Annotated in this window: 14 protein-coding genes; 12 read left to right on the forward strand and 2 right to left on the reverse strand. The window is 38.1% G+C overall.

Translation table 11 applies throughout. From position 1 onward, the window contains the following. The first annotated feature begins 378 nt into the window (after positions 1-378). The gene (locus tag GQR39_RS18305) at positions 379-3,246 is read left to right on the forward strand and encodes a pitrilysin family protein (protein WP_165736303.1); all 2,868 of its coding nucleotides are present in this window, start codon (positions 379-381) and stop codon (positions 3,244-3,246) included. A gap of 21 nt (positions 3,247-3,267) precedes the next feature. Here the strand turns inward: GQR39_RS18305 and GQR39_RS18310 are convergent, their stop codons facing one another. Further along, positions 3,268-3,411 carry a hypothetical protein gene (locus tag GQR39_RS18310; RefSeq protein ID WP_165736304.1) on the reverse strand — a complete coding sequence of 48 codons (144 nt, stop codon included), beginning with the start codon at positions 3,409-3,411 and terminating at the stop codon, positions 3,268-3,270. A gap of 85 nt (positions 3,412-3,496) precedes the next feature. Here GQR39_RS18310 and GQR39_RS18315 point away from each other — a divergent pair, with 85 nt between their 5' ends. Beyond that, positions 3,497-3,763: a DksA/TraR family C4-type zinc finger protein gene (locus tag GQR39_RS18315; protein WP_002962957.1), complete on the forward strand. Its 267-nt coding sequence runs from the start codon at positions 3,497-3,499 to the stop codon at positions 3,761-3,763. A 136-nt stretch (positions 3,764-3,899) separates the two neighbouring features. Here the strand turns inward: GQR39_RS18315 and gloA are convergent, their stop codons facing one another. Beyond that, on the reverse strand, positions 3,900-4,301 hold the full coding sequence (gene gloA, locus GQR39_RS18320; RefSeq protein WP_024598720.1) for a lactoylglutathione lyase: 402 nt from the start codon (positions 4,299-4,301) through the stop codon (positions 3,900-3,902). Between the two features lie 647 nt (positions 4,302-4,948). On the opposite strand from gloA, the gene GQR39_RS18325 reads away from it, so the two are divergent. From GQR39_RS18325 to GQR39_RS18370, 10 genes are all read left to right on the forward strand, one after another. Then, positions 4,949-5,827: an NAD(P)-dependent oxidoreductase gene (locus GQR39_RS18325; RefSeq protein ID WP_002962960.1), complete on the forward strand. Its 879-nt coding sequence runs from the start codon at positions 4,949-4,951 to the stop codon at positions 5,825-5,827. Positions 5,828-5,968: 141 nt separating this feature from the next. Continuing rightward, positions 5,969-8,227, forward strand: coding sequence for a chondroitinase-B domain-containing protein (locus GQR39_RS18330; protein ID WP_165736305.1), 2,259 nt, complete (start codon positions 5,969-5,971; stop codon positions 8,225-8,227). 5 nt (positions 8,228-8,232) lie between these two features. Next, positions 8,233-10,449, forward strand: a complete 2,217-nt coding sequence (locus GQR39_RS18335) for a heparinase II/III family protein (RefSeq protein ID WP_165736306.1) — start codon at positions 8,233-8,235, stop codon at positions 10,447-10,449. Between the two features lie 5 nt (positions 10,450-10,454). Beyond that, positions 10,455-10,799, forward strand: coding sequence for a cupin domain-containing protein (locus tag GQR39_RS18340; RefSeq protein ID WP_002962963.1), 345 nt, complete (start codon positions 10,455-10,457; stop codon positions 10,797-10,799). A 2-nt stretch (positions 10,800-10,801) separates the two neighbouring features. Next, complete coding sequence (locus GQR39_RS18345) at positions 10,802-12,109, forward strand: MFS transporter (RefSeq protein WP_007585328.1); 1,308 nt, start codon at positions 10,802-10,804, stop codon at positions 12,107-12,109. Positions 12,110-12,183: 74 nt separating this feature from the next. Continuing rightward, a complete protein-coding gene (locus GQR39_RS18350; RefSeq protein WP_165736307.1) occupies positions 12,184-13,116 on the forward strand; it encodes a sugar kinase in 933 nt (310 codons plus the stop codon). A gap of 230 nt (positions 13,117-13,346) precedes the next feature. Continuing rightward, positions 13,347-13,964: a bifunctional 4-hydroxy-2-oxoglutarate aldolase/2-dehydro-3-deoxy-phosphogluconate aldolase gene (gene eda / locus GQR39_RS18355; protein WP_076924850.1), complete on the forward strand. Its 618-nt coding sequence runs from the start codon at positions 13,347-13,349 to the stop codon at positions 13,962-13,964. 14 nt (positions 13,965-13,978) lie between these two features. Then, positions 13,979-15,061, forward strand: a complete 1,083-nt coding sequence (fbaA, locus tag GQR39_RS18360) for a class II fructose-bisphosphate aldolase (RefSeq protein WP_165736308.1) — start codon at positions 13,979-13,981, stop codon at positions 15,059-15,061. Further along, a complete protein-coding gene (locus tag GQR39_RS18365) occupies positions 15,058-16,020 on the forward strand; it encodes a class 1 fructose-bisphosphatase (RefSeq protein ID WP_165736309.1) in 963 nt (320 codons plus the stop codon). Before fbaA ends, GQR39_RS18365 begins: the two co-directional genes overlap by 4 nt. Positions 16,021-16,482: 462 nt before the next feature. Then, on the forward strand, positions 16,483-19,215 hold the full coding sequence (locus GQR39_RS18370; protein ID WP_165736310.1) for a poly(beta-D-mannuronate) lyase: 2,733 nt from the start codon (positions 16,483-16,485) through the stop codon (positions 19,213-19,215). The last annotated feature ends 172 nt before the right edge of the window (positions 19,216-19,387 follow it).

The raw sequence follows: 19,387 nt of genomic DNA on the forward strand, positions 1-19,387 counted from the left end.
TTATTTTAAGTACTGTATAAAGCAGTGTGACATCGCACTCTCTATGCACGACGTTATCAAGAGTGCCAATCTCTTGGGGATGCCACTTACTTATTTTAAGTACTGTATAAAGCAGTGTGACATCGCACTCTCTATGCACGACGTTATCAAGAGTGCTAATCTCTTAGGTATGTCATTTACTTATTTTTTAATAGGGAAGTGCAGTGTTATTAGAATAAAACCAAAAATTAATACCCTCATTTCACATTTCACATTTCATTTTTATATCAATCTATTTACACATTGTTACAAAAGCAAATCCATAATCTATCCATATTCCTTGTTGTACTTTTAATTAGTCTTTAAACTCATTGAGTTAATTTAAATATGGACTAAAAAATGAAACTCACAAAAATTGCACTTGCTGTTTTACTTGCATCAGGGTTGGCTGCATGTAATAGCTCAACTCAAGCTGTTGATAAAAATATTGTTACAGAAACATCAATTCCTGGCGTTACACTTATTGAATCAGTGAAATCTAATGCAGGTGAAATCAATATACCGTATAAAAAATATAAACTAGATAACGGTTTAACTGTAATTGTGCATGAGGATCATTCAGATCCCTTAGTACACGTTGATGTAACATACCACGTTGGTTCTGCTCGCGAAGAGTTGGGTAAGTCAGGCTTTGCTCACTTTTTTGAGCATATGATGTTTCAAGGTTCAGAGAATGTTGCTGATGAGGAACATTTTAAAATAATATCTGAAGCAGGCGGTACTTTAAATGGTACAACTAACTCAGATAGAACAAATTATTTTGAAACAGTACCTGTAAATCAATTAGAAAAAATGTTGTGGCTAGAAGCTGATCGAATGGGCTTTTTACTCGATGCTGTAACCCAAGAAAAATTTGAAGTACAACGCGAAACAGTAAAAAATGAGCGCGGCCAACGCGTTGATAATCGCCCCTATGGTCGCTTAGGTGAGCGTGTTGCTCAAGCAATGTACCCTGATGGTCATCCATATTCATGGCCTGTAATTGGTTTTATGGACGATCTTAATCGCGTAAATGTAAATGATCTAAAAGCATTCTTTTTAAAGTGGTATGGTCCTAATAATGCAACGCTTACTATTGGTGGCGACATCAACGCTAATGAAATACTGCCTTTAGTTACTAAATACTTTGCGCCAATCCCAAAAGGCCCTGAAATTCCTACAGTAGAAAAAACAGCTGTAACACTAGATGCTGATAGATATATTTCAATGGAAGATAAAGTTCATTTACCTTTATTAAGTATGAGCTTCCCAACGACTTACGCTCGCTCTGAAGATGAAGCACCACTAGATATACTTGCTGAAATATTAGGTGGTGGTAATAATTCACTACTATACAAAAACTTAGTTAAAACTCAACTTGCTGTTCAAGCAAGTGCAAATCACCCATGCCAAGAGTTAGCGTGTTCAATTAGTCTTTATGCTTTACCAAATCCTACAGCAGGGAAAACGTTAGCTGATATGGAAAAAATCATTCGTGATTCATTTGTTGAATTTGAAGAGCGAGGCGTTACACAAGATGATTTAGATAAAGTAAAAGCTAAAATAGAATCGGGTGCAATTTTTGGTCTGCAAAGCGTATCAGGTAAAGTCTCTCAACTAGCCGCGTCAGAAACATTTACTGGTAATCCAAGCTCAGCTAAAGATGAGATTGCACGTTATAACAAAGTTACAAAAGCTGATGTAATGCGTGTTTTTAATCAATATATCAAAGATAAATCTGCCGTTATTATGAGTGTTGTGCCAGAAGGGCAGACACAACTTATAGCTGCTCCAGACAACTTTACTCCTAAAATGCATGATTTTGGAGGTCTATCTACAACTACAGCTGATGATTTAGTGGCACGAAGAGCTGTTGATACATTTGATCGAAGTGTTCATCCAGAGGCCGGCGCAAATCCTGCTGTTGATGTTCCTACTCTTTGGCAAACTAAGACCGAAAACGGTATTAAAATATTAGGTACTCAAAGTACAGAAACGCCAACTACCGCTATTTTCATTAAAGTTCCCGGTGGCCTGTACAGTGAGCAAGCCAGTAAAGTGGGTTTATCATCAATAACTGCATCGTTAATGAGCGAGTCAACGCAAAACTACACTACAGAGCAGATGAGTAACGCGCTTGAAAAGCTAGGTAGCCAGGTAAATATCTACTCAGATAAAACACATACAAATGTGTATGTTTCTAGCTTAACCAAAAATGTAGATGCAACGCTAAAGCTTGTCGAAGAAAAGTTATTTAAACCAGCATTTAATGCAGATGACTTTGAGCGTAATAAAAAGCAAATCATTCAAAATATTCAACATTCAATGAAGGATGCTGGGTATTTAGCATCTAATACTTATAGTAAATTACTGTATGGAAACAATATAGCCGCACTTCCAAGTACTGGAACGCTTAATAGTATAGAGGCTATTACACTTGCTGACGTTAAAGCTTTTTATAGCGCAAACTTTAAACCGCAGGGCGCTCAAGTCATTATTGTCTCAGATTTAAAGGAGTCAACAATTGAACCAAAAGTTAAAGCTACACTTACAAACTGGAAAGGTAAATCGAGCTCAGTAGCGGTTGATTTCAGTGAACCTAAAGTAGAAACTAATGTGATTTATTTGGTTGATAAACCTGATGCTCCTCAATCAGAAATTCGTATTGGTAAACGCGATATGGTTGAAGATATTACAGGTGAGTTTTTTAAAGCTAACTTGATGAACTTTGCACTGGGCGGCACGTTTAACAGCCGTATCAATTTAAATTTACGCGAAGATAAAGGCTACACTTACGGTGCTCGCTCTCGTTTTTGGGGTGATAAAACATCAGGTGGCTTTACTGCTTCTGCAGCGGTGAGAGCCGACTCTACTGCAGCGTCTATTACAGAGTTTACTAATGAGCTTAATAACTATGCTCAAAACGGTGTCACTGACGAAGAGCTAATGTTTATGCGTAAAGCTATCAATCAAAAAGATGCGCTTAAATACGAAACGCCTAATGCAAAACTTGGCTTTTTAGCACAAATATTAGAATTTGATTTAAAACCTAGCTTTGTAAAAGAAAGAAATGAGATTGTTAGCAATATTAGCAAAGAAGAAGTTAACGCCTTAGCTAAAAAACACTTAAATACTAAAGACATGATTTATTTAGTAGTAGGTGATGCTAAAACACTCCGCCCAGAGCTCGAAAAATTAGGTATGAAAGTTGTTGATTACAGCCTTTAATATTTAAATAAATAATTGGAATTATAAAGCAGCTTTTTTAGCTGCTTTTTTTTGCCTAATTGTAGAGTGTTGATCTTTTTTGAAAAAGAGTTCACAAAGAACAACTACAATATCTTTTCTCCAAGTATAAAATATAGTTTCGTAGCTTAAGCCTTCAAAGAACATCACATTCCTAGCTTTTTTATTCAGTACTTATAAAGATTCGATTTGGTAGCATAAATTTAAACATCCAACTTTATTAGGAGGATTTATGGCAAGTGGATGGGCACGAGACGGTGCAATTCAAGATCAAATTGATGCGAGTGTTAATGACGCCGTACAGTATGCAAGAAGCAATTTAATATCTGGCGCAAGTGCAGAGCTATGTGATGAGTGCGACGAGAAAATCCCACAAGCAAGAAGGCTTGCGTTACCTGGAGTGCGTTATTGTGTTGCATGCCAAGCTGCAATAGAAGGTAATGGTGCTAGCGCAAAATCATTCAATAGACGTGGTAGTAAAGATAGTCAGTTGCGTTAAAAAGGTGCTAAAAAGCACCTTTTATTTAATACCAATCTACACAAGTATCTGAACAATTCATAAAACTTGTTACACCCTCAATTAGGCCCCACATGACTAAGCAAATTGTTATCACTTGAATTTGTTAGTGAGTAATTTAAAAGTTACTCATGTCTTCTTTTTTCTGAATTAGCTCTATTGAGTAGCCATCAGGGTCTTTTACAAAAGCAATTTCAGTGGTACCGCCTTTTACAGGACCTGGTTCACGGCTAACATTGCCACCGGCTGCCTTAATATCAGCACAGGCTTTGTAAATATCTTCAAATTCAATAGCTATATGTCCATAAGCATTACCCAGGTCGTAGCTATCTTCATCCCAGTTATATGTCAATTCGAGGACCGTCGTGTCCTTTTCATTTCCATACCCAATAAAAGCTAATGTATACCGATACTCGTCATTGTCGGCTCTGCGTAATTCTTTCATACCCAAGACTTCAGTATAAAAAGCAATTGATTTGTCTAAATTAGCTACACGCAGCATAGTATGTAATAAACGCATTATTAAGTTCCTTTGGTGATTTTTTCAAAGTTCAGTATATTTTCAACTAAGCACTATTATTAAGCACATTTTGTGGTTTTATGTGTATTAGCCATATATGTAGGCGTTACTTATAGATCACAACCTCAATGCGATGGAGATTTGGAAGCTGTTCATGTATGGCCTTTATGATTTACCAATAACATCAATTGTAAATTGCCAATTAATGAACCGTTTTATTGAATTTTGCATATTTAAATAAAGAACACTTAATTATTGGTCAACCTATTAGTATAAAAAAAGTTACTGATTGTTCAACAAAAGTTAACCTGGGTTTGATTGGGTTAGTTCTCCCTAACTAATTGTTTTTATTTTGTATTAAATTTTTTTGTATGTAATTTGTAAAAATGCGGGGTTTACTTGGTTAACTTATTGGTTGACAAAAAAGGCGTATGGTAATACAGTTTTTGCATACCAATTGGTAAGTTGCTTGGTTTGAGTGAATACAATGTATTGGTAATTAATCAGAGTTACGTTTTGCACAGGTTAATTTATAAATAACTCAAGCTTAAAGTTACTCTACAAATTGAAACAAAAGACACAGCGTATTTTAAAGTAGATTTTACTTGTTCTTATAAAAGTATGCGCCACATATTTAGGAGTTATTCATGTCAAAACCAGTCATCGGTTTCATCGGCTTAGGCTTAATGGGCGGCAATATGGCCGAAAATTTACAAAACAAAGGCTATGAGCTAATTGTTATGGACCTTAGCAAAGATGCGGTTGCAGCATGTGTTGCTAGAGGCGCAAAAACAGCAAGCACTGCAAAAGAGCTAGCTGAAGGTTCAGATATTGTTATGTTTTGTCTTACAACTTCAGCAGTTGTAGAAAAAATTGTTTACGCAGAAGACGGTATCTTAGCAGGCATTAAAGAAGGTGCCGTATTAGTTGATTTTGGTACTTCTATCCCATCATCTACTAAAAAAATTGGTGCTGATTTAGCAGCAAAAGGCGCAGGCATGATTGATGCTCCTCTTGGTCGTACTCCAGCACATGCTAAAGACGGTCTTTTAAACATTATGGCTGCAGGCGATATTGATACATTCAATAAAGTTAAACCAGTACTAGAAGATCAAGGTGAAAATGTTTTCCATCTTGGCGAGCTAGGTGCAGGTCATACAACTAAGCTAATCAACAACTTCATGGGCATGACTACAGTATGTGCTATGTCACAAGCGTTTGCAGTTGCAGAGCTTGCTGGTGTTGACCGTCAACAACTTTTCGACATCATGTCGACTGGTCCATCTAATTCACCGTTTATGCAATTTTGTAAAAACTATGCGGTTGATAATGTTAGCGACCTTGGTTTCTCAATTGCTAATGCAAACAAAGATTTAGGCTACTTCCTACAAATGGTAGAAGACCTAGGTACTGAATCTAAAATCGCTGAAGGTTCATCAGCTAACCTACAAGCAGCGTTTGACGCTGGTATGGGTCAAGGTAACGTTCCTGAAATTTTTGATTACTTCAAAAAGTTAGAAAAGTAAAAAACACGACAAATGGCGCTTAGCTTTATAGTTTAGCGCCAGCACACACACTTTCGATTGACGAGACTTAGCCTGCTTTGTGCAACACCACTTTTAAATATTCATAGAGCCTAATTCGAGTCACAATATAAAGAGTTAACTATGCGTTTAATTAATACTATAAAGCTAAGTTTAGTTCTGATTGGTTGTATATCTACGCAATTAGCAGCCAAAGATTATTTTGTAGATGATAAACAAGCCTTCCGTGATATTTCGTCTAACTTAGTTGCTGGCGACAAAGTAATCCTTAAAAACGGTACATGGTCTGACTTCGAAATCTTATTTGAAGGCCAAGGCACAAAAAACTCTCCTATTTTATTGACCGCTGAAACTAACGGTAAAGTAATTTTATCGGGTCAATCTAACCTAAGACTTGCAGGTAAATACCTTGAAGCTTCAGGTTTAGTATTCAAAGACGGCTATACACCGAGCTCAGCTGTAATAGAGTTTCGTAAAAATAAAAATGAATTAGCATACAATTCACGAGTTACACAAACAGTAATCGATAATTACAGTAATCCAGACAAACGAGAGTCTGATTATTGGGTGGCACTATATGGACAACATAACCGCTTCGATCATAGCCATTTAGTCGGCAAACGAAATAAAGGCGTGACAGTTGCTGTGCGTTTAAATACTGAAGCAAGTCAGGAAAATTATCATCGTATAGATAACAACTACTTTGGTTACCGTCCTACTTTTGGTTCGAACGGTGGTGAAACCCTACGTATTGGTACCAGCCATTACTCATTAACTGATTCGCATACATTGGTAGAGAATAACTACTTTGAACGCACCAATGGTGAAGTAGAAATTGTTTCGGTTAAGTCAGGTAAAAACATCCTTCGTAATAATGTATTTTATGAAGCGCGCGGTACATTAACGCTGCGCCACGGTAACGGTAATCTTATAGAAGAAAATATTTTCATTGGTAATGGTGTTGACCACACAGGTGGTATACGCGTTATCAATAAAGACCAAATTGTAAGAAACAACTACCTACAAGGTCTAACAGGATACCGTTTTGGCAGTGGTTTTACTGTGATGAACGGCGTACCAAATTCATCTATTAATCGTTATCACCAGGTTGAAAATGCGACGATTGAAAACAACACATTTATAAATGTGCGTCATATTCAACTTGCAGCTGGTAGCGATGCTGAACGAAGTGCGGCGCCTAAAAACAGCACAATGAAAAACAACTTAATCATAAATCAAGATGGCGAACAGCCATTTACAACATTTGATGATGTAAGTGGGTTGGTACTAAGTAACAACATTGCTGATACAAAAGTGCTTTCTGAGTTAATGTACGGTGTAAAGAAAGAAAAAATCACACTTAAAAAAGCAAGTAATGGTCTACTTTACCCAACATCTAAAAGTTTAAATGTAGGTGCAAAGCGCGATTTAAAAGTGCTGAAAAAAGAAGATACCGGTGTTAGCTGGTATGCAAAAGTACCTGCCTTAATTGATTTTGATTCTGGTAAAACACATTCTGTTAAAGCTGATGTAAGTGCATTACTAGACGCTATTGATAATGCAGAGTCGGGTGATGTATTAGAACTCGCACCTGGTCAGTATGATGTTTCTAAACTGGTTAAAATTGATAAAACGTTGACAATTAAAGCGAAGCAAAGCGGCAAGTCTAAACTTACTTTTCAACGCTCTACATTATTTGAAATACATGATGGCGGCAGCTTAAAACTAGATGGCTTATCAATTTCAGGTGAAAACGCGCCAGATGCAATAGGGAACAGTATTGTTCGTACGCAAAAATGGGGTATGGTTGATAATTATCGCTTTGTAATGACTAACTCTGAGTTGAATGCTTTAGATATTAATCATTCATTCCATTTCTTTATCACTGGTAAAGGTGCAATGGCTGATGAAATTATTCTTACAGGTAATACCTTTAATACAGTAACAGGTGACATTTTACGTCTAAATACTGAAATTGAAGACTTAGGTGTTTATAACGCGGAATACGTCATTGTAAATAATAATACATTTAACGATGTAGAAGGCGGCATAGTTAAGCTTTACCGTGGTGGTTCAGATGAAAGTACATTTGGTCCTCATTTTGAAATGATGAGTAACACGCTTAATAATATTGGCTTTGGTAAGCGTAATAAAGAGCAAGCGAGCATTTATGTTCACGGTGTTCAGGTTACTAATATCACAGATAATAAATTTGTTAAAACTGCTCCTATTGTTGTAGAGCACACAGTAGGCGAGCCTAAAACTGAAATCTCAAACAATACATTTGATGAAACTAAAGCACCAAGTGTGAAAGAGCTAAGAGTTAAAGGCCCGCATACGGCAGTATTAAAAAATAACAACATTTTAAATAAGGCAGGGTAAATATTATGCACTTATTAAAATGCCAAACAGGTTTTAAAATAGCTGCTGTAGCTGCACTTACATTACTTACATCATTGGGTGCGCATGCAGCGCACCCAAACTTAGTAATTACTACTGATGATGTTAAGCAAATGCGCCAAGCAATTAGTAGCAACAGTAGCACAAAGTTTGCTAACGCGTTTGAATCGCTAAAAGCACAAGTTGATGAGCAAATTGCACAGCCTATCACTGTGCCAGTTCCAAAAGACGGCGGTGGTGGTTATACACATGAGCGTCATAAGAAAAATTACCAACTTATGTACAACGCGGGCATTATTTATCAATTAAGCCAAGATGATAAATATGCAAATTACGTGCGTGATATGTTGCTTGAGTATGCAAAATTATACCCAACGCTTGGTCTGCATCCAAAACGTAAAATGGACTCGCAAAATCCAGGTAAGTTTTTTTGGCAAAGCCTAAATGAAGCAATGTGGCTTGTGTACACAATACAAGCTTATGATCTAATTCATGACTCGTTAAATGCCGATAACATTAAAACAATCGAGGATGACTTACTACGTCCTGTTTCGTTGTTCACATCAGTAGGCCAACCCTCTACATTTAATAAAGTACATAACCATGGAACATGGGCAACAGCGGGTGTTGGCATGGCAGGGTATGTATTAGGTGAACCTGAGTGGGTAGAAAAATCATTATACGATTTAGAAAAGTCGGGTAAAGGTGGCTTTATTAAGCAGCTAGAAATGCTGTTTTCACCACAAGGTTACTATAACGAAGGTCCTTACTATCAACGCTTTGCACTATTACCCTTTGTAACGTTTGCTAAAGCGATTGAAAACAACGAACCACAACGAAAAATCTTTGAATATCGCGATGGCATATTATTAAAAGCGATTGATACGACGATTCAACTTAGCTACAACGGTTTGTTTTTCCCAATTAACGATGCAATAAAAAGTAAAGGTATCGATACTATTGAGTTAGTTAATGGTGTAACGGCAGCATATGGCTTAACCAACGATGCGGGTTATTTAGATATTGCTAAGCAACAAGACCAAATAATTCTCTCTGGTGATGGACTAAAAGTAGCTCAAGCACTAGATAACAAAATGGCAAAACCTTATTCGTTTAAGTCTGTTGCCTTCGGCGATGGTAATGACGGTAAACAAGGTGCTCTAGTTGTAATGAGAACGCAGCTAGGTGGCGATCAAGCGCTACTATTTAAACCTGCTGCACAAGGTTTGGGCCATGGTCATTTTGATAAATTAACATGGCAGTTTTACGACCACGGTAATGAAATTGTATCTGATTATGGCGCAGCACGTTTTTTAAATGTAGAAGCTAAATACGGCGGTCGTTATTTACCTGAAAACGAAACTTACGCTAAACACACTGTTGCGCACAATACGGTAGTGGTTGACGAAACAACGCATTTTAATGCAAATGTTGAAGTAGGAAATAGTAATTACCCTACACTTAACTTTTTCGAAACGAATGAATACGGCACGGTTTCAAGCGGCGAAATAAGCACAGCTTATAAAGGCGTTGATCTTGAACGTACGCTTGCACTTATTAACTTACCTGAACTACAAAGCACAGTTGCACTTGATATATTTGATGTTGCAGCAAATAAAGCACATCAGCTTGATTTGCCTTTGCATTATAAAGGTCAGCTTATAGATACCAGCTTTGAGCTAAAAGCGAATGCAACACAACTGTCTGCATTAGGTACTAAAAATGGCTACCAGCATCTATGGCTTAAAGCTCAAGCGCAACCTCAAAGTGGTTTAGCTAAAGTAACGTGGTTAAACGAAAATGGTCGCTTTTATACGCAAACGAGTTTGGTTAAAGGTGATGAGTCTTTCTTGTTTACTCAAATAGGCGCAAACGACCCTGATTTTAACTTACGCAACGAAAACGGTTTTATTCGTCGTGTTGAGGGTCAAAAGCATCATAAATTTATATCTGTATTAGAGCCTCACGGTGAATACAATCCAAGTAAAGAATATACGTTAGAAGCTGTTAGTAGAATTACAAAGCTTGAATATAGTCAGCAGGGCGATTTAACACTTGTTGAACTTGATATTAAAGGCAAGTCATATTTAGTGGCTATTAATAAAGCACCAACCTCAGCTAAAAATACATTCAATTATCAAAATAAAGAGTTCACTTTAAATGGCCGATTAGGCGTTTATATGATGAACAATAATCAGGAGTAAATAGGATGCAAAAGCAAAGCGCAAACTTTTCATTTGGCAACGAGACCGAAATTGAAGATTTAGGAAATGGTCTAAAACGTCAAATGCTAGGTTATAACGAAGAGCTAATGGCTGTTAAAATTTGGTTTGAGAAAGGGGCTATTGGTTATAACCATGCTCACAGACATTCTCAAGTAACGTATGTTGTTGAAGGTGAGTTCCACTTTAACATTGATGGCGTCACTAAAATCTTAAAACCGGGTGATAGCTGCTTAATCCCACCATTTGCTGATCATGGAGCTACCTGCCCAACAGGCGGAATCCTGATTGATACTTTTAGCCCAGCGCGTGAAGACTTTCTTGAGGATTAATTATGCAACTTAAAGGCTTACGTTGGTGGGTTATAGCGCTAATTGCGCTAGCTACCATTATTAACTATATCGACCGTCAAGCACTTAGTGTGCTTTGGCCGGACATTGTTGAAGATTTATTTCCTGATGAATCAGCGCTAGAACGCAAACAAATATACGCTAATATTTCAATTGTGTTTGTATTTGCTTATGCATTTGGTCAAGCCATATTTGGTAAAATATTTGACTGGGTAGGCACACGCTTCGGTTTTGTTTTATCGATAGGTGTTTGGTCTATTGCAACCGTTGCACATGCATTTGCACAAGGTGTACTTAGCCTTAGTATTTTTCGCGCAATCTTAGGTGTAGCAGAAGCCGGTAACTGGCCGGGCGCAGCTAAAGGTAATGCTGAATGGTTTCCTACTAAAGAGCGTGCCTTAGCACAGGGTATTTTTAACTCTGGCGCTGCTATTGGCGGTATTATTGCTATTCCCTTAATTGCTTATTTAACTATCTACTTTAGCTGGCAAATGGTGTTTGTTTTTGTGGGCGTATTAGGTTTTCTTTGGTTAGTGCCTTGGTTAATTTTAGTTAAAGCGCCGCCTAGCTCTCATCCTTGGCTTACTGCCGAAGAACGTGAATATATCTTAACAGGTCAAAGACGTGTTGATGATAATGGCGATGTAACAGGTGAAGACGAAGAAGAATATAACCCTTCAACTGCTGAGTTACTTTCTCGTAAGCAAAGCTGGGGTGTAATTATTGCCTCTGCTGCGATTGACCCTATTTGGTGGTTATTTGTTTTTTGGATACCTATTTACCTAAACGAAGTATACGGCATGGATGTTAAGTCTATTGGTATATATGGTTGGGTACCTTATGTTGGCGCTATGTTTGGTGCTTGGTTTGGTGGCTTATTAGCTCAAAACCGACTCAAAGCCGGTTGGAATACAGACAAAACACGTAAGCTTACTATTACGCTGGGCTGTTTAATTATGTTACCTGCATTACTTGCAATGGCAAATCCAGGCGGACCAACGACAGCGGTACTAATTATGGCTGTTATATTATTTGGTTTTCAAACTGCAATTGGTAACGTGCAAACACTACCAAGTGATTTGTTAGGCAAAAAAGCTGTAGGTACATTATCAGGTTTCTCTGGTATGGCGGCAAAACTTGGTGCTGTAGGCCTTACATCGCTTGTGCCTATTCTTACTGCTGATGGTAACTATACGCCAGCATTTGTTATTGGTGCTTCTTTAGCCATTATAGCAATGGCAGCTGTTTGGATTTTAATTCCAAAAATAGAACCTCTTAAAAAGCCTCAATAATCTAGATAATAACTGCTATGCCAATATGTTTTGTATAAGCGCATAGCAGTTAACTACATAGGGTAACTTCCAAGATGAAAAATATTTACTTTATCGGTGAATGCATGGTCGAGCTTAGAGCTATGAGCGCAGCCACACTACACCAATCATTTGCAGGCGATGTTTATAATTCTGCAGTGTATTTAAAACGTTGCTTCCCGCAGGTTACTACTTCGGTTGTTACGGCTTTAGGTCAAGATAATTTAAGTAAAAAAATGCTAGAACGCTTTGAAAGTGAACAAATAAATACACAACTCGTATTTGCTCACGATACCAAAGTACCTGGCATGTATTACATAGAAACCGATGAGCATGGTGAGCGTAGCTTTATTTATTGGCGTAATGATTCTGCAGCTAAAAAGGTTGTTGATTTTTTAGATGCTGATGCACTCGAGCAGCTTAGCCAAGGTGATATGTTTTTCTTTTCAGGAATTTCATTAGCAATAATTGAAGAAAGTGGACGTGAGCATTTTTGGAAAGTTGTAAAGCAGCTCAAAGATGCTGGGGTTAAAATAGTTTTTGATCCTAACTACAGAGCGCGTTTGTGGAATAGTGTAGAGGAAACTAAAGAGCAATATCATTTAGCCTTTACGCTTGCAGATATTACCCTACCAGGCGTTGAAGATTTAACAACACTTTATGACGTTCATAGCGTAGAAGCGGTTGTTGAATATTTAAAACCTTACCAAATTGAAGAAATTGTTGTTAAAAATGGCCCTGAATCGGTAGTGACAAAAGAGGGCGATACGCTTCAAAGCCACACCATAATACCGGTAACAAATGTTGTAGATACGACATCCGCAGGCGATGCTTTTAACGGTGTTTACTTAGGTGCTCGTTTATCTGATAAACCAATTTCAAGTGCTGTACAACTTGCTGCAAAAGCCGCCGGTGCGGTTATACAACAGCCAGGCGCTATTGCTCCAAAAGATATATTTCAGCTAGCAATGGTTAAAGCTGGGATCTGATACCAATTTTATTAAAAACATGATCACCTTAGCGTATTAAATAACTCACTAACTACGTTAAAAATTATTTATATAGAACAACTATGTATCATAATTTTAGCCTTGTTATTGAGCTATTTTCTTGTCGCTATAATAGCTCATTAATTTAATGCAATTGGTATAACAAAATAATTAAACATTAAAGGCCGCCATACCTCGGCCGCATTACTTTTTTATAAAGGAACAACGTTATGACTCGCTTTTCTGAACTTATGTCAGGACAAACACTGCTACCTATAATTCAAGCTGATACGCCAGAGCAAGGTGTTCAAATAGCGAAAGCTATGGCTAACGCCGGCCTTACTTTAGTTGAAGTAGTGCTAAGAACAGAAGCTTCTTTAGAAGCATTAAAAGCTATTAAGGCACAAGTGCCTGAGCTAAAAGTAGGTGCGGGTACGGTAATAAATACTGAAATTTTAGAGCAAGCACTAGAAGCGGGTTCTGACTTTATTGTAACGCCAGCTGTGTCTCCTGTATTACTTGCCGCACTTGCTAAATGTAATGTACCGGTACTTCCTGGTGTATCAAACACAGGTGATATTTTAATGGCGCTTGAATATGGCTTTGAAGAGCAAAAATTATTCCCGGCATCGCTAGCCGGTGGAGCACCTTTTGTATCAGCTGTATCGTCAGTATTTAGAGCAGTCAGCTTTTGCCCTACAGGCGGTGTTAGCGAAAGTAACAAAATGGACTATCTTTCTTTAAATAATGTATTCGCCGTTGGCGGTACTTGGATAGCGAAGAAAGAATGGGTTGAGCAAGAAAACTGGCAAGCAATTACCGATTCTTGTATCCAGGCTTTAAAATAGAAAGGATTGCATAAATGAATTATTTAGCCCCAACAATACTGCCAGGCGTAATCGTTGGCGATGAAGTAAGTGCTGTGTATGAGCATGCGCGTACTAATCAATATGCTTTGCCAGCGGTAAATGTTGTTAGTACAACATCTATAAATGCAACGCTAGAAGCTGCTAAAAAGAAAAACTCGCCCGTTATTATTCAGCTTTCTAATGGTGGAGCTCAATTTTTTTGTGGTAAAAGCTTATCTTTACCAGAGCAACAATCAGCAGTGCTTGGGGCGGTAAGTGCTGCAAGATATGTACATTCAGTGGCAGCACATTATGAAGTGGCAGTAATGCTTCATACTGATCATGCAGCTAAAAAGCTACTACCTTGGATTGATGGTTTGCTTGATGAAGGTGAAAGACACTTTGAACTGACTGGCAAACCACTGTTTAGCTCGCATATGATTGATCTTTCAGAAGAGTCTTTAGAAGAAAATATTGAAATTTGTGAACGTTACTTAACGCGTATGGCAAAAATAGGTATGACGCTTGAAATTGAGCTTGGCTGTACGGGCGGCGAAGAAGACGGTGTTGATAACTCACACCTAGACAGCTCTTCTTTATACACTCAGCCTGAAGATGTTGCATTTGCTTACGAACGTTTAAGTCGTATTAGCCCTAACTTTATAATTGCAGCGTCTTTTGGCAATGTTCACGGTGTATATAAGCCGGGTAACGTTGTTCTTACACCAACTATTTTAAAAGATTCACAAGCTTACGTATCAGAAAAATTTAATCTACCAAGCAACTCAATTAATTTTGTGTTTCATGGTGGTAGTGGTTCTGAGTACGATAAAATTGTAGAGTCTTTAACCTATGGTGTAGTTAAAATGAATATTGATACCGATACGCAGTGGGCGTGTTGGACAGGTATTTTAGACTACTACAAAGGTAACCAAGCATACCTGCAAGAGCAAATTGGTAACCCTGATGGGGATGATAAGCCAAACAAAAAATACTATGACCCTCGCGTATGGTTGCGTCATTCAGAGCAAAGTATGGTTGCAAGACTAGAGCAATGCTTTGACGATCTAAATTGTGTAAATAGGTATAGCGCATGAAAAGACTAAATACAGTATTAAAAGCAGACGGTGTAGATACCGATCTTATTTTACTTATTCGCACAATTTTAGCGACCAGTAAAGAAATTGCTTTTCGAGTAAGCCAAGGTGAATTAGCCGGTGTTTTAGGTTCAACATTGAATGAAAACATCCAAGGTGAAGTTCAAAAAAAGCTAGATGTAATTGCAAACCAACTACTTAAAGACATACTACTTGACGACAGCAGCGTTCGATCAGTTGCATCAGAGGAAGAAGATCATGCGGTAGGTGGCCATCCTGAAGGTAAGTTTATTGTTGCTTTTGACCCACTAGATGGCTCTTCTAATATTGATGTTAATGGGCAAATAGGCACTATATTTACTATTTACTTAGCCCGTGATGATGTTGCCTTCGACAGCGACGAGCAATTTAGTCAGCCTGGTGTAAATCAAGTATGTGCAGGCTATGTGTTATACGGCCCTTCATCATTACTTGTAATGAGTACTGGCGGTCCAACGCGTTGTTATACATTAGACTCAACGCATGGCGGTTATCTACTGACAAATAAGCAGTTAAGTGTGCCAGAGCAGAGTCGTGAATTTGCCGTTAATATGGCTAACTACCGTTATTGGGACGAACCGACACAAGTGTATTTTGATAAATTGCTTTACACCTGTGAAAGCTTTGAAAAAAGCTCAATGCGCTGGAATGCAGCGATGGTAGGCGACGTTCATCGTATATTATGCCGAGGCGGGTTATTTTTGTATCCGCAAGATAAACGCAGTGGTAACGATAACGGAAAAATAAGACTGCTTTATGAAGCAAACCCGTTAGCGCTTTTAGTTGAAAACGCAGGTGGTAAAGCAACCTCTAGAGGAACGCGTATTTTAGATATTGCGCCAACTAGCTTGCATCAACGTGTGCCTGTTGCTTTGGGCTCAAATGAGCCTGTAGAGTTTTATAATAACGCTATTTTATAAACCAGTACTTAATAAAAAAGGGGCAAGAAAATAGCCCCTTTTTTACCCTTATTTTTCATTCTCTCTGTAAATAATCCTTTTTATACAAACTCACTTCATTTCTTAATTTTCTTATAGTCTTCAAATAAGAATACTTCATATATATTAAATAAATCTGATTTACTTAACCCCACGTAAAACCAATTTTTTACTCTAAGGTTATGTATTTTCGCAGTAATTGTGCATGATTGAATTCAATTTTTGACCTGCGATAACAGTACAGGGTTAACTTTATGTTTATTTATTGTTATTTAATTGGGTGGATGTAGTGGAAAAAGTTATTTTATTATGGTTATATTACCAAGTTGGTTAACAATTTATTTGCAATTTAAATGAATTTGGTAATAAACGCATGATTTATTTGGTAACACACACAATAGATAACCAAATATTAAAACCATAAATTTGGAGAATAGAGCCACCATGAAATTAAAACATTTTGCGCTATGCGCTATTGCAGCTGCAATAGTTGGTTGTGACACAAACTCAAACAACAATGACAACAACTTGGGCTCTATTGCTCTTAGTGGAACTGTTACAAGCGGACAAACATTAACAGCTGAAGTTAGTGACCCTGATGGTATCTCAGGTGACGTGACTTACTATTGGTATGCAGATGGTGAGGCAATTACAGGTGCAAATAGCGCTTCGTTTACACTGACTGACGATCAGATAGGGTTACCAATTACAGTTCAAGGGCTTTATACCGATGATGGCGGTATCAATGAATCGCATATTACAGATCCAACCGCAGATGTTGCCGCAATCGCATTCCCTGCAAGTTTAACTATTACGGGCGACGCTCTAGTTGGTTCGCAACTAACAGCCAATGTAGCTGACGAAAATGGCTTTGATGGCGATACAGTAACTTATAAATGGTTTGCTGATGACATAGAGATTGCAGATGAAGCACTTTCAACGCTCACGTTAACAGACGCACAGTTTGGTACAGTTATAACAGTTAGTGCATCTTTTGAAGATAGCCGTGGGTTTAACGAGTCTGTGACTTCAACGGGTACAGAGGTTGTAGCACGAACAAACTCAGAAGGCGAAGTTACAATTAGTGGCACGCCAACCGTTGGTAATATATTAACAGCAGAAGTTGCTGATACCGACGGGGCAACAGGAGATATTACTTACCAATGGCTTGCTGACGCACAAGAGATAGATGGCGCAACACAAAGCACCTTTACAGTTGATGCATCACTTTTAGGTCAAAAGATAAGTGTTCAAGTTGCTTACACAGATGATAATGGATTTATCGAGGATAATACATCAGAGGAAACAATTGCTGTTTCTGCTGTTGCGGTTGACGAAGCCGGTAGCGTCGCCATTATGGGCGTAGCGCCTTATTTGACAAGTGGCGAGTTAACCGCTGAGATAACTGATAACAACGGTGTTGAAGAGGCAAACGTTACTTATACTTGGTCTGCTGATGGCGTTGAAGTAGCCGACAGTAATAGTAAAACATTTACACCTTCTGCTTACGCTGGCTCAATAATGTCGGTAAAAGCTACGTATACAGATAACGATGGTTTTGCGAGTGAGGTTACAAACTCACTTGATACATTAGTTTACACACAATTAGTTAGTAACCCTGAAGCACTCCTTGGTGCTTTAAGCGGCGGTTTAGCTGATGGTGATGTTATTGGCTTAAACACCGGTGTTTATGCTGATATGGACGCAATTTTATTAACCAGTGCAGTAACGCTTCGCGCTGTAGAAGGTCAAACTCCTGTACTTAGCGGTGAAGTATGTGTGCATGTAGCTGCTGGAGTAGATGGCGCTGGATTAACAGGGCTTACCTTTAAGAATATAGATACTAAAGCGGGTGCATTTTGTGAAGCCGAAGAAGGTGCTGTTATTTACTCAGAAGGGGATAACTTTACTTTTTCGCAAAACACGATGGATGGAGAAGAAGCTACACTCAATAACTCTGAATACCATTGGCTGATGATAAAAGGTCAAAGCGCGTTGGTTGAGCGAAATACATTCTCTAATCGAAATGTAGCAGAAAAAGGGTCTGTGATAAAAATATCATCATCAAGCTCTGATCACGTTATTCAATATAATTTATTTAGCGACAGTGATAATCCAAACTTTGGTCAATCAAGTTTATATTTAATCAATGCAGGTAGCACAACGGGTAGCGGTGCAGCTGATAACGCAAACTTTACTATTCAGTATAACCGCGTAGAAAACTTTGTAACAGGTCGTCGTTTAATGCGTGTACAAACTTCTGGTGCAACCATCAAAGGCAATACAATCGTAAATCCTAATGGTGGTATTTCACTAGAAGATGGTGGCTTCAACAGTGTTACAGATAACGTTATTATTCGAACTACCGATATTGCAAGCTCTGATGATCGCCCAGCGGGTATATTAATTACACCACTTGGTCACACCGTAAGTAACAACTACATTGCAGGTATTCGTTCTGGTAATAAAGAAGCGGGCGGTATTGTATTTACAGCTAACCCATTTTCGCAAGATGATGGTGGTGTACCAAATTCAGGTAATCAGGCAGTGCTTGATAGTGCCGGCGACTTTACACTAAATATAACAAACAATACGGTTTTGAACTCGCAGCAACCTATTGTATTTAGTACAGAAATAGGCTCTAAAGCACCAGCAAGTGATTGCGATGAGTTAACTGCAGCGAATGCGCCGGTACTATACGGCCTAACCAAAAATGCGTTTGTTATCAACTTTAATGGAAACTTAATTGCAAACGGTTTAGGCGATCAAACAGACGAAGATACAATAAACAGCAGTGCTACAACTCAAGGGCTATTTTACCCAAATACACTTGATAGTGACCATGCTTTTGAATATGACTGTGACTTAATTAATCATGATAGTTCGGTGCTAAGTAACAACTTTGGTTATATGGATAGTCGAGTATCAGGCGATGCAAGCGGTGACTGGGTTGAAATTAGAAAGCTAAACGGTAATGGCGCATTCGATACTGATGGTGCAATTGACCAAGACCCAGCAACTAATGGCAAAGAAGTACTTGAGTACGTTACAGCAACAAGTACGTTATTAGAAACTGACCCTGCAGGCCTTCAGGCAGAGGCGGGTGCTAAAGGTCTTCATTATATTCAGTCATCTGAAGTCGGTGTTGGATCTACATGGAAAATACAAAACGATTAAATAACCAATTAATCAGTTAACTTTTAAAAGCCCCAAATTTGGGGCTTTTTTATTATTTATTAATAATCACCACACTTTTCTCAACCTACATTACCCATTTATAAACTAGTTTAGAGCGGTTTATATTCTAGTAAAAACCTGCCTGACCTACTGGTAATGCCGCTAAGTTAAA

This window comes from Pseudoalteromonas sp. C8, assembly GCF_011378685.1.
Taxonomy (GTDB): domain Bacteria; phylum Pseudomonadota; class Gammaproteobacteria; order Enterobacterales; family Alteromonadaceae; genus Pseudoalteromonas; species Pseudoalteromonas arctica.